We start from the raw sequence: 22,793 nt of genomic DNA, 5'->3' as shown, positions 1-22,793 counted from the left end.
GCACCATGCCAACCGCCCCAAATTGCAGCCCGAATTATTCGTAGCGCACATCCCCACGAGCAACATCTTTCCGCCCATGCACAATAAAGTAGACCACCGCAGCTACGACCATAAGCGCTGCTAGGAGCCAATACATCATCGAGAAGCTGGTGGCAGAAATGATCTGGCCGAGGAGGATGGGGCCGAAGCCAATGCCGACGTCGAGAAGCAGGAAGAAGGTTGAGATACCTGCACCCATCTCATGCACTGGCACGAGGCGAACTGCAATGGCCTGCCCCGCCGGAAGGATGGAGCCGTAGCCGATGCCCACGAGCGCACCGGCCAGAACCACCTGCCAGTCCGCCGCAGCGGCGGCGAGAACACACAAGCCCGCGATGAAGAAAACCAGGGAGCTGTAGATAATAATGTTGTCACCGCGGCGGTCCTGGACCTTGCCCAGCACAAAGCGCAATACCAAGCTCACGAGAGCATAGGTCAGGAAGAAATAGCTCGCACCCTTCTCCAGTCCAGCGTCGGCGGAGTATCCATTCAGGTAGGTAATGATGCCGGTGTAGGCCACGCCCACGAAGAGGATAAACACGCCGAAGGGCGCGACACCCGGGTGCATGATGTTTCCCAAGGAGAAGGTCACGCTGCGAGTCTCGTGGGCCGGCGCCTTCACAATAAGCCCCAAGCACAGCGCCACCACAGTCAGAGTCAGAGCCACAACAAAGACGCTGTTGTAGCCTGCAGAATGAACAATTGCCAGGCCCGCCGCGGGACCAAAAGCGGTGGCCAGTGTGGTACCCAACGCAAAGTAGCCAGTACCCTCAGCACGGCGATGATCCGGAATGACCGACTGTGCCACCGCCATAACAGCTGTCGAGGCCACTGCATAGCCCAGACCGTGCAGAATGCGCACGCCGAACAATAGCGGCAGGGACTGCGCGGGGAAGTACAGCGCCATCGCAATGGTCACGACGATAAGGGAGACCACCAGCGAGCGCTTGCGCCCCATCGCGTCCACGATGTAGCCCGAAAAGAGGCGGGCAATCGTCGCGCCCACCACAAAGGCACTGGAGGCAAATCCGCCGGCAGTGTCTGAGGCCTGGAACTGCTCAACCGCGTACAGCGCCATGATGGTGACGAGCAGATAGAAAACCGAGAACTGTGCAAAGTTCACCAACCAGGCAAAAATAAAGGTCGGGGTAATGAGGGACTTCTTTTCGGCGGACGTTTCGGACACCTTCTTTGATAAACACTATGGAATTTGGACTTCAACACGCTATCAAAGATCAGAGACACTTTCGAATTGAGGAACGCTCCCCCTCCGGTTAGAACCACCTAGGAATTGAAGCAATATAGCAGGTTAAAAGTCACAAACGACGCCAGAAATCCTACAAACAACACCGTACGAGAAACCATAGAATCCTTTACAAAGTTGAGAAAACTCCTCCCCCGCGAGGTGCGCAACCAAGCGCCTCTAATGTAGACAGCATGAATGAACTCTCCCGGGACGAGCTGCTCGCTCGCCGGCTTATCGCCCAAGGTCTCGCGCCGTCGCAGGCGCGGCCTTCCATGGCGACGGCGGAAGACGTCGCCAAGCAGCTGCTTGCCCTACAAGGCCAAACCTACGACGCCGGTATCCGCGCACTCGCACTGCGTGCCGGTTGTACGGACGACGACGTCCTGCACGACATCGCGCGCTACCGGGTGGTGCGCTGCTGGCCGCAGCGCGGCACACTGCACTTCATGCCGGCTGCCGACGTCCGCTGGATGTCCCGCCTGCTGTATCCCCGAGTGGCCACCAGCCAGAAGTCCCGTCGGCCACAGCTGGGGCTAACGGAAGAAATGGTCGCTGCCAGCTCGGAGGCCCTCCACGCAGCGGCGACGAAGCCACTGACCCGCGCGGCGGTCTACGAGCTCTTCGCTGAATCGGGCGTGGACCCCACTGAAGGCCGGGGCTCGCACCTGCTGCGCGCTTTCGGCGGCGCCGGCGATCTAGTCCAGGGCCCCAAGGAGGGAAAACAAGAGACGTTCCTGCATGTCGATGCCCTACCCGTCGTCCAGCACAGCCCCGACGAGCCCCTGCGGGAGCTCGCCCAGCGGTACCTCACGGGCCACGGTCCCGTCTCAGTAGCAGACCTGCAGGCGTGGTCGAAGCTGAGCAAGTCCCAGGCCACCAAGGCCCTGGCGGCGGCCGATGGGATTAAGGCCCGCCACGCCGGCCACGACATCTGGATGGCGCGCTGGCAGGGCGACGTCACTGAGAAGGAAATCCGGGCTGCCCTCGCGCTGCGCATCGAACTGCCAGCGTTCGACGAGTACTTGCTGGGATATTCCCACAAGGATTGGATCGTCCCCGATGAAATTCGGGCACACGTTCTCACCCGAAACGGACTGAGCTGGCCGTGGGTGATGGAGGGCGGCCGCGGGGTGGCCAGCCTGCGCTAAATCACTAGGGCATCCGCAGGATGCGGCGGTGCACGGTGCCGGCGGGCTCGACATGGATAAACACCTCGGAGCCGGAGAAGAGCTCGTCGATGGCGTCCTCGATCCGGTCAGCGATGGTGTGGGAATGCACCACCGTCCACTCCCCCGGCACGTCCATGGTGAGATACACCAAGCGGTTGCGGCCGGAGGCTACGGTGCGGCGAGACGTAAACTCCACGTCGTGACGCTCTTCGAGCTCGTTGAGGAGGGCATCCAGCCGCGCGTGCTCTTCCTTCGGAAGGGATTCCGACAGCAGGGAGCTCAGGGATTCGGACAACAGCTTGTAGCCGGTCCACAGAATGTTAAGCCCCACCGCGAACGCAATGACGGGGTCCAGCCAGAGCCAGCCAGTCAGAGCTACGGCGGCGATGCCGATGAGGACGCCGACGGACGTCCAGACGTCGGTAAGCAAGTGCTTTCCATCCGCCTGCAGAGTGGCCGAGCGGGACTTCTTACCCGCACGCAGAAGGAGCAGACCAACCGCAAGGTTGAGCAAGGAGGCGAGCAGCGAGAGTAGGAGGCCAAGGCTCGGCTGCTCCAGCGGCTGCGGATCCAGAAGTCGACGAATGGCCGTATAGATAATCATCGCCGCAGCGACGAAGATCATTGCGCCTTCCACCAACGCGGAAACATATTCGGCCTTGCCGTGGCCGAACTGGTGATTCGCATCCGCAGGTTTGGCTGCGATCTTGATGGCCACGAACCCCACGACGGCAGCGACGAGGTTCACACCAGATTCCAGAGCGTCAGAGAGAAAGCCCACCGATCCCGTCACCGCAGCAGCGACAATCTTGAGCGCGATCGTAGCCACTGCAGTAGCGATGGAGAGCTTCATAAAGCGCTCGAGCAACAACTGCTCACTTGAAAGAGACATGTCCAGCCTTCGAGGAGAGATTTGTACAGCCCTTTAGAGTACCAAAGCCAGATGTGCACGCACTGTTCACTGAATGTTTACCGCGTGCGGTCGCGAAGTACATAAACCGTCGTTAGTTTGTACTTCATGTCCATAGACATAACTAGCCCAGTTCTTCTCTTCGATTTTGACGGGACCGTCAGCCTTGGCCACGGCCCCGTGCTGGCCTATGCGCACTTTATTGCAGAGAAAGCCGGGCACCCATCCATTGCTCATGACGCCGAAGCGCTGCTGAACTCCGATAACGTTGGCTCAGCACGCGACGGTTACCACCTCGTCCGTACTCTCGCCGCTGAACTCGACGTGCCGGAAGAGACCTGCCAGGAGGCATATATGGCTTCCCGGGAGAACCTCGCTGACACCGGCATCACCGCCCCTGAGGGGCTTGCCGAGTTCCTTGCTTCCTACCCCGGCCGCGCCATTCTGGCAACGAACTCTCCAGAGATTGGCCTGAGCGCTGCCCTTCACACACTGGGCCTCGACAGGTCCTTCGACGCCATCTACACCAGGGTAGGCAAACCCGAAGGCCTTACCCGCATTCTGGACACCGACCTGACCGGCACGGATCCGACTCACCTCATCTCCTTCGGCGATATTTGGGAATTCGACCTCGCACCCGTGGCCGCCGTGGGCGGACGTACCGTGCTCGTTGACTCCCCCTTCGCAACCTCGCCTGAGGCACACCCGACGTGGCGCGTCACCCGCGTCACCGACATCTTTCCCGAACTGACCTCCGCTTTTTAGAACACACGCACAGAAAGACATTCCTCATGCGCCGTTTCACCGCTCTTGCTACCACCGCCCTTGCCCTGTCCCTCTCCCTCACCGCCTGCTCTTCCGACTCCGACAACGGTTCCGATTCTGCCCAGGGCTCCGATGAAAAGCTCACCCTCGCGCTGATCCCAAACGAAAAGGTCAATGACCTGGTGACCACCGCGAAGCCGCTGACCGATTACCTCTCTGAGGAGCTCGGCGTGGAGGTTGAAGGTGTCGTCACCAAGGATTACCAGGCCGCTGTCGAGGCCATCGGCTCCGGCCAGGCTGACATCGCCATTGCCTCCGCTGCACAGCTAGCGTCCGCTGAAGACATGTACGGCGCCCACGCTGTGCTGCAGGATGAGCGCTTTGGTGCAGATTCCTACGCCGGCCAGTTCGTCACCAACAACCCGGACAAGTACTGCGAAGATGAGCCGGTTGCCTCCACCTACGCTGCCAACGGCGCTGAGTACCTCTACTGCAACGGCACCGCCACCGCAGACGACAACAAGGGACAGGGGCCGAAGGGCCTCGAGGCGCTAAAGAAGATCGATGGTGAGACCACTGTCGCGATGCTCGGCGCCACCTCCCCGGCCGGCTACCAGCTGCCCGTCATGGCGATGGAGTCCCAGGGTATCGACGTCGATGGCCTCAAGAAGGTCCCGGTAACCTCCAACGATGCGTCCATCATGGCTGTCTACAACGGCGACGCTGAGGTTGGCTTTAGCTTCTGGGACGCACGCTCCACCATCGACTCGTCCGAGGCTCCTGACTTGGCTGAGAAGCTCGTCGTCTTCGGCTACACCGAGATGTACCCCAACGGCGGCGTCGTCATTTCGGATGATGTCCCGGAGGAGCGCCGCAAGGAAATTACCGACCTCATGGACGGCTTCTCCGAGGTGGATCCAGACACCATGTCCGCCATCTTCGATATCACCGACTGGGTTCCGGCCAAGAAAGAGTCCATCGACATGGCGCGCAAGGTCAACGAGCGCTTCGCCCAGTAGGTTCGCGCTCCTCCACTGTCCATTTCCTACTCAGAAAGGTTCGCCATGACGGAGGAGAAGGCGTGGGGCATTCGCTTCGAGAATGTCTCGGTGCGCTACCCCAACGGAACGTTGGCGCTTGACGACGTCTCCGTGGACATCGCCCCCGGAGAATTCGTCGCTATCGTCGGTCTCTCTGGTTCCGGTAAATCCACGTTCATCCGCAGCATTAACGGGCTCGTTCAGCCAACGTCGGGAAAAATCTTCGTTGGTCCCCACGAGATATCCGCTGCGAAAGGCTCGCAGCTGCGTAAACTCCGTGGCCGCATCGGCATGATTTTCCAGGAGTTCAACCTGGCAGATCGCGCGAGTGTTTTCGCCAACGTGCTCGTTGGCCGCTTCTCCCACAACCCTGGCTGGCGCACGTTGCTGGGCGTCTCCACCTCGGAGGACAAAGCGATTATCGCCGAGGCATTGGAATCCGTGGGCATCCTCGATAAGGCATGGAACAAGGCCGGCGCCTTGTCTGGTGGACAAAAGCAGCGCGTGGCCATTGCCCGCGCCCTCTCCCAGAAGCCGGCCATTATGTTGGCCGATGAACCCGTGGCGTCCCTCGACCCGCCCACTGCGCACTCCGTCATGAAAGATCTACGCCGCATCAATACCGAGCGTGACCTCACCACGTTGGTGAACCTGCACCTTGTGGACTTAGCCCAAGACTATGCGACCCGCATCATCGGCATTCGCCACGGAAAGATCGTCTTCGATGGCCCCGCACACGGGTCCACCGTGGAGGATTTCGAGGCTATTTATGGCCGCCGGATCCGCGAAGAGGACCAGCTGGGGAGCCAAGGGAGCACAGTATGACAGCCGTGCTTCCTCCTCGTCAGCGCAACTGGCCCGGCATTCTCGGTGGGCTCGCCGCGTTCATCGCGCTGACCATCGCCACGTGCATCCCCGCCTGGGGTGGTATCGAGATTAACCTGGGGCAGATCGCGCGCAACTGGCGCAACGGCGCCGACCGTTTAGCGCTGATGCTCAGCCCAGATTGGTCGATCCTTCCGCGCACGTGGGAGCCTCTGCTCGAGACCCTAGCCATGGCCGTGGTGGGCGCAGCCATTTCTGCAGTCATCGCTTTGCCGTTGTCGTTGTGGGCGGCACGCCCCACGAATCCCTCGACACCGTGGCGCACGCTCGTACGCGGCATCGTCAACGTTGTCCGCGCGGTGCCCGATCTCGTCTATGCCACCATTCTGGTCGCCATGCTCGGCGTCGGCGCCCTTCCGGGCGTCGTAACGCTGGTGCTTTTCGATGTCGGCATCGTAGTCAAGCTCGTCTCTGAAGCGATCGACTCCGCTGATGACTCCTACATGGAGGCCGGCCGCGCCACTGGTGGTACGCAGACTCAAATCAATCGCGTGACTGCTCTCCCACAAACCTGGCCCGCCTTTGCCAGCCAGGTCATCTACTCTCTTGAACTCAACGTCCGTATCTCCGCGGTCCTCGGCCTCGTGGGCGCGGGCGGCATCGGCTTGCTCATCGACGAAGTCCGCGGCTTCTACCGCTACGATGCGCTCTCCGCCATCGTGCTGGAGCTGCTCGTCGTAGTCATTGCCCTTGAAATCGTATCCGTCAACCTGCGAAAGAGGCTGCGATGAGCACTACAACGATGACCACCGCCGTCCCCACCAGCACTCTGTCGCGGCGTTCTCGTGGCTGGGCATCCTACGCCTCCTGGGCCGGAATTCTTGTCATCTTGGCCTTGTCCTTTGGGTACATCGACGTCAACCTCTCGGCGTTAAAAGATCTGCCCACCAACATTTGGCACTACCTCGTGCTCATGTTCTCCAACCCGGACTGGTCAAAACTAGGCGAGGCCCTCCTCCAAACCTGGCGCTCCGTGGCTATGGCCTGGATCGGCGCCATCCTCGGCGTGGTGCTCTCAACTATCTTGGGTGTGCTGGCCGCCAATACCGTCTCCCCCGGCTGGGTATGCCTTCCATTACGTGCGCTTTTCGCCATCATCCGCGCGGTGCCGGAGATCATCATCGCGATCATCATCCTGACCGTCACCGGCCTCACGCCCTTCACGGGCGCGTTGGCCCTTGCCATTGGCGGTATTGGAACGCATGCCAAATGGACCTATGAAGCAATTGAGACCGCGCCGACCGGCCCAGCCGAGGCCGTCAAGGCGTCTGGCGGAACCCTCGCGGAAATGGTGCGCTGGGGAACCTGGCCCATCGTCCAACCTGAGTTGGCTTCCCTGGCGCTGTACCGCTTCGAGATCAACGTCCGCACGTCGGCCGTGCTGGGCCTCATCGGTGTGGGCGGCATCGGTGACATGCTCACGGGCTACACGCAGTACCGTCAGTGGGACGTCGTGGGCGTTCTCCTCATCGTCGTCATCGTCATCACCATGTCGATCGACGCGATCTCCGGAGCCATCCGCCGCCGGATCGTCGCCGCCAAGTTTGCCTAACACCTATGACAGATTTCGCCCCACCCTCTGCACACATCACTACACGCATGCCGAGCTTGCAGCCCATCGAGCAGCGCGTGGCTCAGTCCATCTTGGAGGACATGGACTTTGTCCTCCACGCCACCGCGGATCAGCTCGCGGCTAAAGTCGGTACCTCCCGCACCTCAGTCATCCGTACGGCGCAGGCGCTGGGCTACGACGGCTACCAGCAGTTGCGCGTAGCTCTCACGCAGGAGATTGCGCAACGCCCACGGCAGCTTCCCGGTGTCGATTCGACCTACGTCGGCCGCATGTCCGCCGAGATTGCCAGCTTCAGCAATTATCTGCACGGACTCACCACGCTGCTCAATGAGAAAGAACTGACGACAACGGTTGAATCACTTGTGGGAGCGAAGCGCGTCCTCATCGTGGGCAACGGACTATCGGCTCCACTTGCCCAAACCATGGCGCTGCGCCTTACCAGTATCGGACGCCCTGCAGAGTTCGTGGGAGAGGCCACGGGCCAGCACATCGCAGCAACGCAACTGGATTCCGAGTGCGTATGCCTCGTGGTCTCTGGATCCGGCTCGACCACGCTCACGCTCAAAGCTGCGACCGCGGCCCACGCGTCGGGCGCGGCCATCATCGCATTGACGTCGTTTACATCTTCGCCCTTGGCGGATCTTGCCACCTACACGCTGGTCATTCCCTCCCCCGATGGAACGTTCCGCGCTGAACTCGCGGATGCCTCTCGCGTGGCCTTCCTGCTGGTTTTGGAGGCACTCGTCACGCTGGTGGATTCCCACCTCGATGATTCCGCGGCGCGGCGCACGGTGCTCACTGTGCTGCAATCGGCGATGGAGAATTAATTACCCAAGTACGCGTAGGCCGCGGCGATGAGCGCCTGGGTCGCGGTGTTCAGCGTCGGCTGCAGCTCCGGCGCAAATCGCGGGTTGTGGTTGGGAATTGATGCGCCATCAGTTCGCCCGCCGAAGCCCCAGAAACAATAGGGGGCTCCGAAGGCATCGGGGATGCGAGAGAAATCCTCGGACGCCGTCCACGGCTCCATGTCGAGGACACTATCGCCACCGAGGACGTCGATAAGCTGCGCGCGCACTTTTTCGGTCGCGTCTTTATCGTTGACGGTGAGGGGGTAATTATCACTCTGTACAAACTCCGGCTCGCGCGGGGACATCGCTGCTTGGCACTCGGCCTCGATAATGCGGTGGATAGCCTCCACGATCTGTGCTCGGATGTTCTCGTCATAAGCACGAATGTTGATGCGCAGAGTGGCCGAATCCGGGATAATGTTGGCCTTGGTTCCTGCCTGCACGGCGCCGACGGTGAGCACCGCAAATTCGTGGGGATCGACCTCGCGGGAAACAACGGTCTGCAACCGCAGCACAATGGAGCTGGCCAGCACCACCGGGTCGACGCTCAAGTGCGGCATCGAGCCATGCGAGCCGTGCCCAAAGACCGTGACGGTCAGAGACGTCGCCGTGGACAGCACCGGGCCGGGAGCGATGAGGACGGTGCCGGCTGGGGCGTTTTCGTCGATGAAGATGTGCTGGCCTAGAGCCACGTCGGGAGTGGGAATTGTGTCAGTAAGACCTGCCTCCACCATGGACTGCGCGCCCTCAGCGGTTTCCTCGCCCGGCTGAAACAGGGCGATAAAGGTACCGGACCACGCATCGGTAGCCTTCGCCAGCGCCTCGGTCGCGCCCAGCAATCCGGTGACGTGGGCGTCGTGCCCGCAGGCATGCATGGCCTCACCCGTGGCGGCGTACTCCAACCCCGTGTCCTCCACGATGGGAAGAGCGTCAAAGTCGGCGCGCTCGAGAACCGTCGCGCCCGCGCCATTGCGCAGGATGCCAACTATTCCCCCGCCGAGCTCCAGCACCTCTACGCCGGGAAACTCGCGGAGTTTCTCCGCGATGACACCGCGGGTGCGCTCCTCTGCCATGCTGAGCTCGGGGTGCTGATGCAGGTCCTTGTACAGGACTTCTTGCCACTCAGTGGCGTCGGAGGCGTGGGCGAGAATATCGGCAATACTCATGCCCACAGGCTACACGGGACGGCGGAGGCTAGCCGCCGATCTTGAAGTCGCAGACGTCGCCGTCCTGCATGATGTATTCCTTGCCCTCCTGGCGGACCTTGCCGGCATTGCGGGCCTCAGCCATGGAACCGGCGGCATCGAGGTCATCGAAGGAGACGATTTCCGCCTTGATGAACTTCTTCTCGAAGTCGGTGTGGATGACACCGGCTGCCTGCGGCGCGGCGGAGCCCTGCTTGATGGTCCACGCACGGGCCTCCTTCGGGCCCGCGGTCAGGTAGGTCTGCAGGCCCAGGGTGGCGAAACCGGCCTTCGCCAACGTCGCCAAGCCCGGCTCTTCCTGCCCCACGGACTCCAGCAGCTCCAGCGCCTCGGCCTCGTCAAGCTCCAGGAGCTCGGTTTCGGTCTGCGCGTCGAGGAACACGCACTCGGCCGGGGCGACGAGCTGGCGCAGCTCGTCCTTCTTAGCGTCGTCGGTAAGCACTGCCTCATCGGAGTTGAACACGTAGAGGAAGGGCTTGGCGGTCATCAGGTGCAGCTCGCGAAGCAGCGACAGGTCGATCTCATTGCTCTTGGACGCGGCGAAGAGGGTGCGGTCATCCTCCAGGATGGCCTGCGCCTTCTTGGTCTCCTCCACGGTCTCGCCCAAGTCCTTGTTCTTCTTGGCTTCCTTCTCCAGGCGCGGCAGGGCCTTCTCAATGGTCTGGAGATCAGCCAGGATGAGCTCGGTGTTAATCACGGAGATGTCATGCGCTGGGTTAACCTCGCCGTCGACGTGGATGACGTTGTCATCGGCAAAAGCGCGCACGACCTGACAGATGGCGTCTGCCTCGCGGATGTTTGCCAGGAAGGCGTTACCCATTCCCTCGCCCTTGGATGCGCCTTCGACGATGCCGGCGATGTCCACGAAGGACACCGTGGCCGGGAGGATGCGCTCGGAGCTGAACATCTCCGCGAGGCGGTCCAGGCGGGAATCGGGCAGCTCCACGAGTCCGACGTTCGGCTCGATGGTGGCGAACGGGTAGTTCGCAGCCAAAATATCGGAACGGGTCAGGGCATTAAACAAAGTGGACTTGCCCACGTTGGGCAGGCCGACGATTCCTAGTGTAAGACTCACGGGGCCAATCCTAACGCACCCCGGATTTTATAAGGCAAGATGGTGGGGTGAGTTCCGAACAGCAATCCCCCCAGGCGTCCTCGCCAGAACTCGACGGGCGATTCGACAGTACCGTTGACGCCGCCGCGCTTGACGACGTCTCCCCGCACCCGCCCGGCAACCAAGTCGACCGCTCCGTGGTGGTCGGCGAGGTCATCAAGTCCGCCTCACTCTGGGCGCTGCGGCTCTTTATCATTGGCCTCTTCCTTTATGCCTCCTTCCGTATGCTGGGCAACTTCTGGCGCGGCATCCTGCCCGTGCTCATTGCACTCATCATCTGCACGGTGCTGGCCCCCGTCGCCGGCTGGATGCGCACGAAGGGGCTACCCGCTGCTCTGGCGGCGGTGGTAACCATCCTGGTGTCCTTTAGTGCCGTAGGGTCGCTGTTTTTGTTCATCGCGCCCGACTTCGCCCGACAGTCCCAGACGCTCTACCTGCAAACCGTCGAAGGTATCCAGCGGCTGCAGCTGTGGGCCCAGGGTCCACCGCTCAACCTTGACCCGGACGACATGGGGCACTACATCGACGAGATCGCCCTGTGGCTGCAGCGCCAGGCCGGCTCCATCGCAGGCTCGGTCTTTACCGGCATCGGCACGGCGACCTCCATCATCGTCACGCTGCTCATCATCATGGTGCTGACCTTCTTCTTCTTGAAAGACGGCCACAACTTCCTCCCGTGGCTGCGCGCGGCCACGGGCCGGCGCACCGGCTGGCACCTCACCGAGCTGCTCACCCGCGCGTGGACGACCCTGGGAGGCTTCGTGCGCGCCCAGGCCATGGTCTCCTTCGTGGATGCCATCTTCATTGGCTTCGGTCTCGCCCTCATCGGCGTTCCCCTCGCCATGGCGCTGGCGATCATCACCTTTATTGCCGGCTTCATCCCCTTCGTCGGCGCCATCGTGGCCGGCGCGCTGTCCGTGACCATCGCACTGGTCTCGCTGGGAGTCACCAAGGCCCTGCTCGTCTTGGGTCTGGTGATCCTGGTGCAACAGCTCGAGGGCAACGTCCTCTCGCCGTGGCTGCAGTCCAAGGCGATGAACCTGCACCCGGTGGTCGTCCTCATCTCGGTGACGGTGGGCTCCGCCCTCTTCGGGCTCATCGGCGGCTTCCTGGCGGTGCCGACCGCCGCCACCATCGCCGTGGGCTACCGCTATTTCCAGGACATGATGATGCTGCAATCCGGCGAGAAGACTGCCGAGGACCTGAAGTTCTCCACGGTGGCTGGCTTCCTCATTGGACGCTATACCCAGGAACAGGGCGATCGTAAGCGCGAACAGTGGCTCGCCATCCCTGACCATGCCGCCCCCGGCGGCGCCGCCGAGGACGTAGCCACCGACGGCTCGAGCGAGCTGGACCGGCGAGTCGACGTCGACGCCGACCTCAGCGATAGCGAGTCCAGTGCCCGCGCGGGAATTCGCCGAGCCATCGGAACTCTCGAACAGATGTTGCAACCTAAGGACAACGGCAGCAAGTAGGTGTCCAAGGCGCATGCCAGGATGTGAGGCATGACGTCTTTCCTTCCCGTGTTCTTGATGTTTGTGGGCCTGATCTTGGGTCTGGTGCTGGGCTGGCTCGCCCGCGCCCACACCAACCAGCCTTCAGAGGAGCATCGCGCCCTCCAGGAGTCCCAGCGCCGACAGGCGGAACTCGCCCCGCTGGAAAAAGCCATGGACCGCCTCGGGCTGCAGCTCCAGGAGCTGGAGGCGGACAGAACCTCCTCCCTGGCAGCGCTGAGCAGTCAGGTGCAGGCAGTCACGCGTACTTCCTCGCAGCTCTCCGACCGCACAGACAAGCTGGTCGGCGCGCTCCGCTCCCCCAATGTTCGCGGCCGCTGGGGCGAGGTGCAGTTGGAGCGCGTCGTCGAGCTCGGCGGGATGCGCAAGCACGTCGACTTCGATTCGCAGGTCACCGCGTACCTCAACGGCACTGCCGTGCGCCCCGACCTGGTGATCCACCTGGCGGGCGGACGCAGCGTCATCGTGGACGCCAAGGTTCCGCTCAGCTCCTATCTGGACGCCATGGAGAGCGAGGACCCGGAGGATCGCGCGGGCTTCCTCCGCCACCACGCACACCTCATGCGCAGCCATGTTCAGGCCTTATCCGGCAAGGAATACATCGATGCCTTCGCCCCAACCCCGCAGTTCGTCGTCCTCTTTGTGCCGGCGGATACCTTTGTCGATGCCGCCTTGGGCGTGGACCCCGAACTGCTGGAGTTCGCCTTTGAGCGCAACGTCGTCATCGCCACCCCCAGCACCCTCTTTGCCCTGCTGCGCACAGTAGCGGTGAGCTGGCAGCACGAGGACGTGTCCGAGAAGGCCCGAGAGGTGCAGCGCTTGGGGCGTGAGCTCTACACGCGGCTGGGCACGCTCAATCAGCATTATGACAAGGTGGGGCGCAGCCTGGCCAAGGCCGTGGAGGCCTATAACGCGAGCCTGGCCAGCCTAGATTCGCGCGTCGGCGTGACTGCCCGGAGGCTGAAGGAGATGGACGTACCGGGGCGCGTGGACCGTCTCCCCATAGAGCCGCAGAGTGTGGATTCTTGGCCGCGGCGCGCGAGCAATGAATAACGTTTTGGTCACCGTAACCGGTAGACTCGTTCGGCGTGTCACTTGCCAAATTTCGAAGCCGCCCGCCCCGCCGCGGAATGCCGCTCGTCAGAGCGCTCCTCGTGGCGCTCGTCGTCGCGCTCGTGGCCATGGCGGTTTCGGGCGTCATGGGCAGCGTGGGGATAGCCTTCGCGCTGATTTTTGGCATCGGTAGCCTCGCCGCCACCTGGCTGGTGGAGACCCGCGGCCTGTACATGCTGGTCATCAGCTTGCCGCTTTTTTACGCGGTAGCCACCGCGGGCGCAGGCTTTATCAACTCTGCCTCCTCCCTTCCGGAGGGCGCGTCGCCGTTTTCTAAGACGGCACTGTTGACGTCGTTCTTCCCCGTGGTCCAGCACTTCCCCGTGCTCATTGTCACCGTGCTGGCTTGCGCACTGTTGGCCGTCATCCGCCTCTGGGGCAGCTCCGCCCAATCTAAAAACCGTCAGGCCGAGGCCCAGAAGAAGCGCCGCAACGACGCCGCCGCGGACGAGCGTAACCGCTCGGAGCGGCTCTCTGTGGCCGACCTAGTGGCCCGCGAAGGTGAGCGCAGCGGGCGCGTACGCGAGCGCGACCGCGAGGAACGACGCCGCGAACAGGCCGCCGAGTGGGACAAATACGAGAACGTGGAGTTCCCGGAGCCCCGCGAGAAGCGGCCGCCGCGGCTGGAGGAAAACCTCTACGACGAGGATTAAACCTCTTAGCGCGCGGTGCGTGCCGGGCGCAGGTCGCGCGGCAGCGAGAAGGTGATGGTCTCCGTAGAGGTGGTGACCTGCTCTACGTCGGAGTAGCCACGCTCATCCAAAAATTCGAGAACCTCGCGCACCAGCAATTCCGGAACCGAGGCGCCGCAGGTCACGCCCACGGTGTTCACTCCGTGCAACCATGCCTCATCGATCTCGGAGGCGAAGTCCACCAGATGGGAGGCCTTCGATCCAGCTTCCAGGGCAACCTCCACGAGGCGCTTGGAGTTGGAGGAATTCTGCGAGCCCACGACAATCATGAGATCGCAGGCTGGGGCGATATTCTTCACCGACTCCTGACGGTTCTGGGTGGCGTAGCAAATATCGTCTGACGGCGGGTTCTCCAGGTGTGGGAAACGCTCGCGCAGCTTGTTGACGATCTCAATCGTCTCATCCACCGACAGCGTGGTCTGGGACAGCCAGATGAGCTTTTCCTCCTGGAGAAACTCCGGCAGCTTGTCCACGCCTTCGACGCCGTCCACCAAGTGCGTGACCTCCGGGGCCTCTCCGGCGGTGCCCTCTACCTCCTCGTGGCCTTCGTGGCCGACGAGGAGGATGTGGTAGCCGTCGCGGTGGAAGCGGCGGGCCTCGTTGTGGACCTTGGTCACCAGCGGGCAGGTGGCGTCGAGCGTCAGCTGCTTGCGCTCCTGCGCTTCCGCGCGCACCGTGGGCGCAATGCCGTGGGCGGAGAAGACCAGGTGCGCACCTTCCGGAGCCTCGGAGGCTTCTTCAACGAAGACGACGCCGCGCTTTGCCAGGGATTCCACGACGTAGCGGTTGTGGACAATTTGCTTGCGCACGTAGATGGGTGCGCCGTACTTTTCCAGGGCCTTTTCAACGGTTTCCACCGCGCGGTCCACACCGGCACAGTAACCGCGGGGAGCCGCCAGGAGCACCTTCTTGGCAGTTTCAGTCATGGCTCCTAGAGTAACGAAAATTGTCCGCATACTGTAGTTACGTGCCCGCCACTACGCGTGTCCGAGCCACCTCATAGACTGGTCTCAACGGCTAACTCACCAGCCAACTGACAACTCGGTGGAAAGAGCCGGGCAGAATACCGTACAGAGAAAGGACCGCGCGTGAACCAACCAGCCAATTCTGCGGAAACGCCGTGGCCCGTTGGCAAGGTCAACGAACAGGTCAAGGGCTGGATCGAACGCCTCGGCTTCTTGTGGGTGGAAGGGCAAATCACCCAGCTCAACATGAAGCCGACGTGGAAGCTGTCCTACATCACTTTGCGCGACGTGGAGCAGGAGAAATCGGTCCAGCTCACCTGTGCCACCTCACTTATCCGCAACGCGCCGTCCCCGTTGAAGGACGGCGACCGCGTGGTGGTCTACGGAAAGCCGGCGTTTTATGCCGGCCGCGGCAGCTTCTCCCTCTGGGTCACAGAGATCCGCCACGTCGGCATCGGTGACCTGCTGGCCCGCGTGGAGATGCTGCGCCAGCGCCTGCGGCAGGAGGGCTTGTGCGATCCGTCCCGCAAGCTCCCGCTTCCCTACCTGCCTAAAAAGATTGGTCTCATCACCGGGCGCGGTTCGCACGCTGAGCGGGATGTGCTCTCCGTGGCCGAGGACCGCTGGCCGGCCGTACAGTTTGAGGTCATCAATACCGCGGTACAGGGCGCTACGGCGGTCACGCAGGTAGTGGACGCACTACAGAAGCTCGATGCCGACCCGGAGGTCGATGTCATCATCATCGCCCGCGGCGGCGGTTCGGTGGAGGATCTGCTCCCCTTCTCCGAGGAGGCACTCCAGCGTGCGGTCGCGGCGGCGCGCACGCCGGTGGTGTCCGCTATCGGCCACGAGCCGGACCACCCGGTGCTGGACGACGTCGCAGATCTCCGCGCCGCCACCCCCACCGACGCCGCCAAGCGCGTCGTCCCGTCTGCTGCCGAAGAATACGCACTGATTGATGAGGCCCGCTCCCGGATGGCCGCCGCCCTGCGCGGCTGGGTCGAGCGCGAGCGCCGCGGGCTAGACAACATTCGTTCCCGCCCGGTGCTGGCGGATCCGATGGTGCCCATCACCGCGCGCCGTGAAGAGTTGGAGCGCAACGTGGTGGCCATTCGCCGGGTCATCAACCACCAGATCGATGGCGAGACGAACCAGATCGCATCGCTGCGCGCGCGAGTGTCCGCCCTGGGCCCCTCGGCCACGCTCGAGCGCGGGTACGCCATCGTGCAGGTGGTACCGCGCGATGGGAGCGGGCCAGAGGTGGTCACAAGCTTTGAGCAATCCCCACCGGGCTCGCAGTTGCGCATCCGCGTGGGCGATGGCTCCATCACCGCCGCAGCGATGGCCTCCCAGGCGGCCGACTAGCCCCAGAACACTGACTCTAACCACAACCCCCGTAGAAAAACCCTAAAAGAAGAGGAACACTATGACTAACACCATCGGAGCCGGACAGCCCGGCCAGGACGCCTTCCCGCCCATTGCGGAGCTGAGCTACGAGCAGGCGCGCGACGAGCTCATTGAAACCGTGAAGATCCTCGAACTAGGCCAGATGGGCTTGGACGAGTCGCTGAAGTACTGGGAGCGCGGCGAGGCCTTGGCCAAGGCCTGCGAGGAGCACCTCGACGGTGCCGCCAAGCGCGTGGAAGAGGCACTGAACAAGAGCGAGCAGAGCGAGGAGGCCTAAGTGAAGATTTACGGCTACCCGAAGGAACGCGTGGACTTCGTCTCCAAGTCTGGCGGCGCCGGATCCTTGGTCTTCGGGGATTCCCGCCAGTTGGCAGAAGAATTCTTCGGCACCCCGCACGCAGTAGAGGGCACCGACATCAGCTACTTCTCTGGTTCTCTCGTGCTTAGCTTTAGCGACGACGCACTGTCCGGCGTCACGATCTATCCGGCCAGGTCCCGGCACGAAAAGGTCGACGTCTACGTCGGCAAGACGCGGTTGAGCGAGGTAGATCCGCTAGACCTCGCCGCGGGAGTCGATGCCGTCGTCCGCGACGGCGCGGTGGAACAGGTCTCCTTTACTGGCTAACCACGCTGCCGTCTTCGGCGATGCGCAGCGGTGCGGCGTCAACGAACGCGGCCAGCGCCGTCTCGTAGTCAGCGTCGGCGGCTGAGCCCGTCAGCATCAGGCGGGCATCCCCCAGGTCGGTGATCCACAGCGGGCGCACGCCCTTGTCGTCACTGGTGAGCACCTGGACGTCGTGGCCGGCAACGTGGCGCTGCTCGGAGTTTGCACGATAGGTGGAATCGTAGGCCGCTGGGACGTCGTCAAGCGCTACCTGCGTCTGCACGGACTCGACGTAGCCCTCGTCCGGGGTGAGCCAGCTTACGACTGCGCCGGACTCCGCGCCCATCTGCATACGGCGCGCGGCGGTGGGCTGCCAGCCTTCCGGCAACTGCGGCTCCCGAATCACCGCGCCCTGTGTGCGCGCCTCCATCTCCAGGAAGGTCGAGGCGTCGACGTCCTGCACCGGCCCCGTCTTTTCCGGGTTGACGGTGCATAGACCGGTCGCCCCCACGACGAGGAACATCATGATGAGGATGCCGCCTACCGTCAGGATGATGTCGCGCGCGCCCTCAAAAATCTTGGGTTTCTCTTCAGCTGCCACCCGCCCAGTATTTCACGCCGCCTATTCCCCGCGCGACACCGCCAGCCACCAGCGTTTTCTGCCCACACCACCCCCATCCCACATCTGGGGGAGCCATTCGGGCTTGAATCCACCACAAAAGTGGAACAATAGTGTGTGTATTCCGGGTTCACTTCACCCCGGGTTGAGCCCCTTACGAGAAAGGCATCGAGCACACATGTCCGATAACACGTCATACATCCCCGACCGCAACCTCGCTATGGAGCTGGTGCGCGTCACTGAGGCCGCGGCCCTGGCCTCGGGTCGCTGGGTTGGCCGTGGAATGAAAAACGAGGGCGACGGCGCGGCAGTGGACGCCATGCGCAAGCTGATCAACTCCGTTGCGATGAACGGCGTGGTCGTCATTGGCGAGGGCGAAAAGGATGAGGCGCCGATGCTCTTCAACGGCGAGCAGGTTGGCACCGGCGAAGGCGCCGAGATGGATATCGCGGTCGACCCCGTGGACGGCACCCGCCTCATGGCGGAAGGCCGTCCGAACGCCATTTCCGTCATCGCCGCCGCCGAGCGCGGCACCATGTACGATCCCTCTGCAGTCTTCTACATGCAGAAGATTGCCGTCGGCCCCGACGCCGTGGGTTCCATCAACATCAACGAGTCGGTGGAATGGAACGTGCAGTCCGTGGCCAAGGCCAAGGGCATCAGGCCGGCTGATCTCACCGTCGTCGTATTGGACCGCCCGCGCCACGAGCAGCTCATCTCTGAGATCCGCCAGGCAGGCGCGAAAGTGCGCCTCATCATGGACGGCGACGTCGCCGGTGCCATCGCCACCTGCCAGGACAGCAACTCTATTGACCTCATGATGGGCATTGGCGGCACCCCAGAGGGCATTATCACCGCCTGCGCCATGAAGTGCATGGGCGGGGAAATCCAGGGCAAGCTGTGGCCGAAGGACGACGCTGAGGCAGAAAAGGCCCGTCAGGCCGGCCACGATTTGGATCGCGTGCTCACCACCGATGACCTGGTTTCCTCCGAGAACTGCTACTTCGCCGCCACCGGCGTGACCAACGGTGACATGCTGCGCGGTGTCTCCTACCGCAAGAACAGCGCGACCACCCGCTCCTTGGTCATGCGCTCCAAGTCCGGCACCATCCGCTACGTCGATTCCGTCCACCAGCTGCCCAAGCTGCAGGAATACTCCGTGGTGGACTACACCAACCCGCACGAGAAGTAGCAGTGCTACCGTGGCATGCAGCGCCGTGTCACGGCACACAAATCAAACAGTGATTCATTAGGCATCACAATTCATCACTATTCATCACAGAAAAGGTGACTTCATGACTGAATACCGCATTGAGCACGACACCATGGGTGAGGTCAAGGTCCCGGCAGACGCCCTGTGGCGCGCCCAGACCCAGCGTGCGGTGGAGAACTTCCCCATTTCCGGCCGCGGCCTCGAGTCCGCGCAGATCCGCGCGCTCGGCCTGCTCAAGGCAGCCTGCGCTCAGGTAAACAAGGACTCCGGCAAGCTGGACGCCGACAAGGCCGATGCCATCATCGCCGCCGCTACCGAGATTGCTGAGGGCAAGCACGATGATGCTTTCCCGATTGACGTCTTCCAGACCGGCTCCGGCACCTCCTCCAACATGAACACCAACGAGGTCATCGCCTCCATTGCCCACAACAATGGTGTGGAGATTCACCCGAATGACCACGTGAATATGGGCCAGTCCTCCAACGACACCTTCCCCACCGCCACGCACGTCGCGGCGACCGAGGCCGCAGTCAACGACCTCATCCCGGGCCTCAAGGTGCTCCACGAGTCCCTGACGAAGAAGGCCAAGGAATTCGCGGACATCGTTAAGTCCGGCCGTACGCACCTCATGGACGCCACCCCGGTAACCCTGGGGCAGGAGTTCGGCGGCTACGCCCGCCAGATCGAGCTGGGAATCGAACGCGTCGAGGCGACCCTTCCGCGTCTAGGCGAGCTGGCCATCGGCGGCACCGCCACCGGTACCGGCCTGAACACCTCCGCTGACTTCGGCGGCAAGGTGACCGAGGAGCTGAAGAAGCTCACTGGTGTCGAGCAGCTCACCGAGGCGAAGAACCACTTCGAGGCACAGGCGGCCCGCGACGCACTCGTGGAGTTCTCCGGCGCCATGCGCACCGTGGCGGTTTCCCTCAATAAAATTGCCAATGACATTCGTCTCATGGGCTCCGGCCCGCTGACGGGGCTGTCCGAGATTCACCTCAAGGACCTGCAGCCGGGTTCCTCCATCATGCCGGGCAAGGTCAACCCGGTGCTGTGTGAGGCCGCCACCATGGTGGTCAGCCAGGTTATCGGTAACGACGCTGCCGTGGCCTTCGGCGGCTCCAACGGCCAGTTCGAGCTCAACGTCTACATCCCGATGATGGCCCGCAACGTGCTCGAGTCCTCCCGCCTGCTGGCAAACGTCTCCCGCGTCTTCGCCGAGAAGTGCGTCGATGGTATCGAGGCCAACGAGGAGCGCATGAAGAAGTTCGCGGAGTCCTCCACCTCTATCGTGACCCCGCTGAACTCCAAGATCGGCTATGAGAACGCAGCGAAGGCCGCCAAGCACGCACTGCACGAGAAGATCACGGTGCGCGAGGCAGTCATCGACTTGGGCTTCGTCGACGGCGAGAACCTCACCGAGGAGGAGCTGGATGAGCGCCTCAACGTTCTCACTATGACCAACCGCGACCGCGACGAGTTCTAAACCCCGCCGCCTCCGCGCACGATGCCGCCCTCCTCACGGAGGGCGGTTTCGTCGTTTTCGCACGAACCCAAATGTGATTTCCTTCATATATTCAATTACGCGTCTCTAAAATCACCGAACTTGCACTTGGTGCAAACTTGCACCGGGTGTAGTCTTGCACTCTGTGCAAGAAGAAATGTCATTACGCGAGCAGAAGCGCCTCAAGACGCGCCTGCGAATCGAAGACGCCGCCACCCGACTGGTGGACGAGCGTGGATTCGCCGACGTGACAGTAGAGGAGATTTGCGACGCAGCCGGTATTTCTCGGCGCACCTTTTTCAACTATTTCGATTCCAAGGATTCCGCCGTGCTCGGTGCCCCGAGCCACGAATTCACGGAAGAACAGAGGAGCACTTTCCTCGACGCCCCCACTGACAGCGTCTTTAGCCTGGCAGTCGACCTCGTGAAGGACCACCTCGTTGGCCAACACGTCAACGACGTGATCACGGAGCGCCGGCGCCGGATTTCCTCCGACGCTGACGCCGCGGCGGCGTCGTTAAGCCGAAAGCGAGCCAAGTCCAACGAGATCTTGTGGCTCATCACTGAGCGCCTTCATCAGGATCCCAGCTTGCGACAGTTGCCCGCGGTCTCGGCGGAGACGGAGGCCATACTCATCGCCTCCACCATCCGGGAAGCCTTCTGGATAGCTACAGCGTCGCCGGATTTCAGCTGCGACATTCCCTTTGAGCAACGCTTCGAATCTGCGCTCACACTCATTAACGATTTTTCGAAAGGACTGACATGGTAGATACCGCGGCTAAGCCGGTCTCACAGGCCGACGACGGCAAGCCCGATAACAACCTTGCCCTCGTTTTCTCCGCCCTTGTGCTCACCATGCTGATGAGCTCCCTGGGCCAGATGATTTTCTCCACCGCTTTGCCCACTATCGTGGGCGAGCTCGGCGGCGTGGACCACATGAGCTGGGTCATTTCCGCCTTCCTTGTCATGATGACGATTGCGATGCCGATTTCCGGCAAGCTCGGTGACATGATGGGCCGCAAGTGGCTCTACATCGGTGGCATCTGCATCTTCGTCATCGGCTCCGCCCTCGGCGGCTTTGCCCACACCATGAACCTGCTCATCATCGGCCGTGCCGTGCAGGGCTTCGGCGCTGGCTTCATGATGATTTCCTCCCAGTCCATCATTGCGGAGGTCACCACCTCCCGCGAGCGTGGCAAGTTCATGGGCATCATGGGTGGCGTGTTCGGCTTGTCCTCCGTCCTGGGCCCGGTCTTGGGTGGCTGGTTCACGGACGGCCCGGGCTGGCGCTGGGGCATGTGGATGAACATCCCGCTCGGTTTGATCGCCATCACCGTGTGCACCCTGGTGCTCCACCTGCGCGTGGGCGACACCGATCTGCGCAAGTTTGACCTCCTCGGCGCCATCTTCATCGCTATTACCACCGCTTCCCTGATCCTCATGACGACCTGGGGCGGCACCCAGTACGAGTGGTCCGACCCGATCATCATCGGCTTGGGCATCACCGTGGTCATCGGCGCCATCATCACCGTCTTCGTCGAATCTAAGGCCAAGGAGCCGCTCATCCCGGTGCAGCTGTTCAAGAACCGCAACATGGTTCTCACCACCGCTGCCGGCATGGTGCTGGGTCTGGCAATGTTCGGTGTCCTGGGCTACATGCCGACTTACCTGCAGATGGTCCACACCCTGACCCCGACCAAGGCGGGTCTCATGATGATCCCGATGATGGTCGGCATGATCGGTACCTCCACCGGCGTCGGCTTCATCATTGCGCGCACCGGTCACTACAAGCGCTACCCCATCATTGGTCTGGCCATCACCGCCGGCGCACTGTTCTGGATGTCCCGCCTGACTGCGGATACCTCCCTGGTCCACCTGGGTTGCGAGTTCCTCGTCTTCGGCATCGGCCTGGGCTTTGTGATGCAGGTTCTGGTTCTCATTGTCCAGAACTCCTTCCCGGTCTCCCTGGTGGGTACCGCTACCGCAGCGAACAACTTCTTCCGCCAGATCGGTTCCGCCATCGGCGCTTCCCTGGTGGGTTCCCTCTTCATCCACAACATGAAGGACGAAATGGCCGCCAACATGCCTGCCGCTATCAAGTCCATGGGTGAGGCTGGCAAGCCCTTCGCGGAGAAGTTCGCCAGTGCTGAAGGCGGTTCCTCCAACCTGACCCCGGCCCTCGTTGCACAGATGCCGGATCCGATTAAGGACGTCATCCTCAACGCCTACAACGATGGCCTGACCCCGGTCATCCTGCTCATGGTTCCGATGGCCATCATCGCTCTCCTCTTCATCCTTCCGGTCCGCGAGGAGCACCTCAAGGAGACCATTTCCTAACGTAGAACGTGCAAAGAAAAATCCTCGCTAGCGT

The 22,793-nt window shown here is 62.3% G+C and carries 23 protein-coding genes; 17 read left to right on the top strand and 6 right to left on the bottom strand.

The features are described 5' to 3' along the window. Positions 1-34: 34 nt before the first annotated feature. Positions 35-1,225, bottom strand: coding sequence for an MFS transporter (locus ACLI1P_RS05060; protein WP_408930355.1), 1,191 nt, complete (start codon positions 1,223-1,225; stop codon positions 35-37). Positions 1,226-1,476: 251 nt separating this feature from the next. Between ACLI1P_RS05060 and ACLI1P_RS05055 the strand changes: the two genes are divergently transcribed. Then, positions 1,477-2,433, top strand: a complete 957-nt coding sequence (locus ACLI1P_RS05055) for a winged helix DNA-binding domain-containing protein (protein ID WP_306508300.1) — start codon at positions 1,477-1,479, stop codon at positions 2,431-2,433. Positions 2,434-2,437: 4 nt separating this feature from the next. Here ACLI1P_RS05055 and ACLI1P_RS05050 read toward each other — a convergent pair whose 3' ends face one another. Beyond that, on the bottom strand, positions 2,438-3,346 hold the full coding sequence (locus tag ACLI1P_RS05050; protein WP_408930354.1) for a cation diffusion facilitator family transporter: 909 nt from the start codon (positions 3,344-3,346) through the stop codon (positions 2,438-2,440). 126 nt (positions 3,347-3,472) lie between these two features. On the opposite strand from ACLI1P_RS05050, the gene ACLI1P_RS05045 reads away from it, so the two are divergent. Genes ACLI1P_RS05045 through ACLI1P_RS05020 form a run of 6 tightly spaced genes read left to right on the top strand, consistent with a single transcriptional unit; the run spans position 3,473 to position 8,454 of the window. Then, positions 3,473-4,129 (top strand): HAD family hydrolase, encoded by a 657-nt coding sequence (locus tag ACLI1P_RS05045; RefSeq protein ID WP_408930353.1) that lies wholly within the window; start codon positions 3,473-3,475, stop codon positions 4,127-4,129. Between the two features lie 26 nt (positions 4,130-4,155). Next, complete coding sequence (locus ACLI1P_RS05040) at positions 4,156-5,148, top strand: phosphate/phosphite/phosphonate ABC transporter substrate-binding protein (protein WP_408930352.1); 993 nt, start codon at positions 4,156-4,158, stop codon at positions 5,146-5,148. Positions 5,149-5,193: 45 nt separating this feature from the next. Continuing rightward, positions 5,194-5,994, top strand: a complete 801-nt coding sequence (phnC, locus tag ACLI1P_RS05035) for a phosphonate ABC transporter ATP-binding protein (RefSeq protein ID WP_408930351.1) — start codon at positions 5,194-5,196, stop codon at positions 5,992-5,994. A gap of 5 nt (positions 5,995-5,999) precedes the next feature. Next, on the top strand, positions 6,000-6,785 hold the full coding sequence (gene phnE, locus ACLI1P_RS05030; RefSeq protein ID WP_411709559.1) for a phosphonate ABC transporter, permease protein PhnE: 786 nt from the start codon (positions 6,000-6,002) through the stop codon (positions 6,783-6,785). Further along, positions 6,782-7,606 carry a phosphonate ABC transporter, permease protein PhnE gene (gene phnE / locus ACLI1P_RS05025; protein WP_408930350.1) on the top strand — a complete coding sequence of 275 codons (825 nt, stop codon included), beginning with the start codon at positions 6,782-6,784 and terminating at the stop codon, positions 7,604-7,606. Before phnE (ACLI1P_RS05030) ends, phnE (ACLI1P_RS05025) begins: the two co-directional genes overlap by 4 nt. Before the next feature lie 5 nt (positions 7,607-7,611). After that, the gene (locus tag ACLI1P_RS05020) at positions 7,612-8,454 is read left to right on the top strand and encodes a MurR/RpiR family transcriptional regulator (protein ID WP_408930349.1); all 843 of its coding nucleotides are present in this window, start codon (positions 7,612-7,614) and stop codon (positions 8,452-8,454) included. Here the strand turns inward: ACLI1P_RS05020 and ACLI1P_RS05015 are convergent. After that, positions 8,451-9,641 carry an amidohydrolase gene (locus ACLI1P_RS05015; RefSeq protein WP_411709558.1) on the bottom strand — a complete coding sequence of 397 codons (1,191 nt, stop codon included), beginning with the start codon at positions 9,639-9,641 and terminating at the stop codon, positions 8,451-8,453. The two genes, ACLI1P_RS05020 and ACLI1P_RS05015, sit on opposite strands and share 4 nt — an antisense overlap. A gap of 28 nt (positions 9,642-9,669) precedes the next feature. Beyond that, positions 9,670-10,755: a redox-regulated ATPase YchF gene (ychF, locus tag ACLI1P_RS05010; protein WP_408930347.1), complete on the bottom strand. Its 1,086-nt coding sequence runs from the start codon at positions 10,753-10,755 to the stop codon at positions 9,670-9,672. A 47-nt stretch (positions 10,756-10,802) separates the two neighbouring features. Here ychF and ACLI1P_RS05005 point away from each other — a divergent pair, with 47 nt between their 5' ends. From ACLI1P_RS05005 to ACLI1P_RS04995, 3 genes are read left to right on the top strand one after another with little or no spacing between them, the layout of a single operon-like run. Further along, the gene (locus tag ACLI1P_RS05005) at positions 10,803-12,269 is read left to right on the top strand and encodes an AI-2E family transporter (protein ID WP_296132424.1); all 1,467 of its coding nucleotides are present in this window, start codon (positions 10,803-10,805) and stop codon (positions 12,267-12,269) included. Between the two features lie 30 nt (positions 12,270-12,299). Further along, positions 12,300-13,361 (top strand): DNA recombination protein RmuC, encoded by a 1,062-nt coding sequence (locus tag ACLI1P_RS05000; RefSeq protein ID WP_296132427.1) that lies wholly within the window; start codon positions 12,300-12,302, stop codon positions 13,359-13,361. Positions 13,362-13,396: 35 nt separating this feature from the next. Beyond that, positions 13,397-14,074 (top strand): DUF6542 domain-containing protein, encoded by a 678-nt coding sequence (locus ACLI1P_RS04995; RefSeq protein WP_296132429.1) that lies wholly within the window; start codon positions 13,397-13,399, stop codon positions 14,072-14,074. A 5-nt stretch (positions 14,075-14,079) separates the two neighbouring features. On the opposite strand, the gene ACLI1P_RS04990 is transcribed toward ACLI1P_RS04995, so the two are convergent. After that, complete coding sequence (locus ACLI1P_RS04990; protein ID WP_296132432.1) at positions 14,080-15,039, bottom strand: 4-hydroxy-3-methylbut-2-enyl diphosphate reductase; 960 nt, start codon at positions 15,037-15,039, stop codon at positions 14,080-14,082. A gap of 162 nt (positions 15,040-15,201) precedes the next feature. Here ACLI1P_RS04990 and xseA point away from each other — a divergent pair, with 162 nt between their 5' ends. The 3 genes from xseA to ACLI1P_RS04975 all read left to right on the top strand — a co-directional run bounded on the left by xseA (position 15,202) and on the right by ACLI1P_RS04975 (position 17,110). Continuing rightward, on the top strand, positions 15,202-16,443 hold the full coding sequence (xseA, locus tag ACLI1P_RS04985) for an exodeoxyribonuclease VII large subunit (RefSeq protein ID WP_296132435.1): 1,242 nt from the start codon (positions 15,202-15,204) through the stop codon (positions 16,441-16,443). Between the two features lie 61 nt (positions 16,444-16,504). Beyond that, positions 16,505-16,762 carry an exodeoxyribonuclease VII small subunit gene (locus ACLI1P_RS04980; RefSeq protein ID WP_408930345.1) on the top strand — a complete coding sequence of 86 codons (258 nt, stop codon included), beginning with the start codon at positions 16,505-16,507 and terminating at the stop codon, positions 16,760-16,762. Next, positions 16,763-17,110 (top strand): hypothetical protein, encoded by a 348-nt coding sequence (locus tag ACLI1P_RS04975; RefSeq protein ID WP_411709557.1) that lies wholly within the window; start codon positions 16,763-16,765, stop codon positions 17,108-17,110. On the opposite strand, the gene ACLI1P_RS04970 is transcribed toward ACLI1P_RS04975, so the two are convergent. Next, positions 17,100-17,690 carry a DUF4245 domain-containing protein gene (locus ACLI1P_RS04970; protein ID WP_306508131.1) on the bottom strand — a complete coding sequence of 197 codons (591 nt, stop codon included), beginning with the start codon at positions 17,688-17,690 and terminating at the stop codon, positions 17,100-17,102. The two genes, ACLI1P_RS04975 and ACLI1P_RS04970, sit on opposite strands and share 11 nt — an antisense overlap. Before the next feature lie 196 nt (positions 17,691-17,886). On the opposite strand from ACLI1P_RS04970, the gene glpX reads away from it, so the two are divergent. From glpX to ACLI1P_RS04950, 4 genes are all read left to right on the top strand, one after another. Beyond that, positions 17,887-18,900 (top strand): class II fructose-bisphosphatase, encoded by a 1,014-nt coding sequence (glpX, locus tag ACLI1P_RS04965; protein WP_306508130.1) that lies wholly within the window; start codon positions 17,887-17,889, stop codon positions 18,898-18,900. A gap of 103 nt (positions 18,901-19,003) precedes the next feature. Next, on the top strand, positions 19,004-20,404 hold the full coding sequence (locus ACLI1P_RS04960) for a class II fumarate hydratase (RefSeq protein ID WP_296132447.1): 1,401 nt from the start codon (positions 19,004-19,006) through the stop codon (positions 20,402-20,404). Positions 20,405-20,579: 175 nt separating this feature from the next. Further along, positions 20,580-21,191, top strand: coding sequence for a TetR family transcriptional regulator (locus tag ACLI1P_RS04955; RefSeq protein ID WP_411709556.1), 612 nt, complete (start codon positions 20,580-20,582; stop codon positions 21,189-21,191). After that, entirely contained in the window at positions 21,185-22,759 is a 1,575-nt protein-coding gene (locus tag ACLI1P_RS04950) for an MDR family MFS transporter (RefSeq protein WP_411709555.1), read from the top strand. Before ACLI1P_RS04955 ends, ACLI1P_RS04950 begins: the two co-directional genes overlap by 7 nt. Positions 22,760-22,793 lie beyond the last annotated feature (34 nt).

It is taken from the genome of Corynebacterium tardum (assembly GCF_046717785.1).
Lineage (GTDB): Bacteria > Actinomycetota > Actinomycetes > Mycobacteriales > Mycobacteriaceae > Corynebacterium.
Note: the sequence above shows the minus strand (reverse complement) of the source record. Positions and strands in the feature narration are given on the sequence as shown.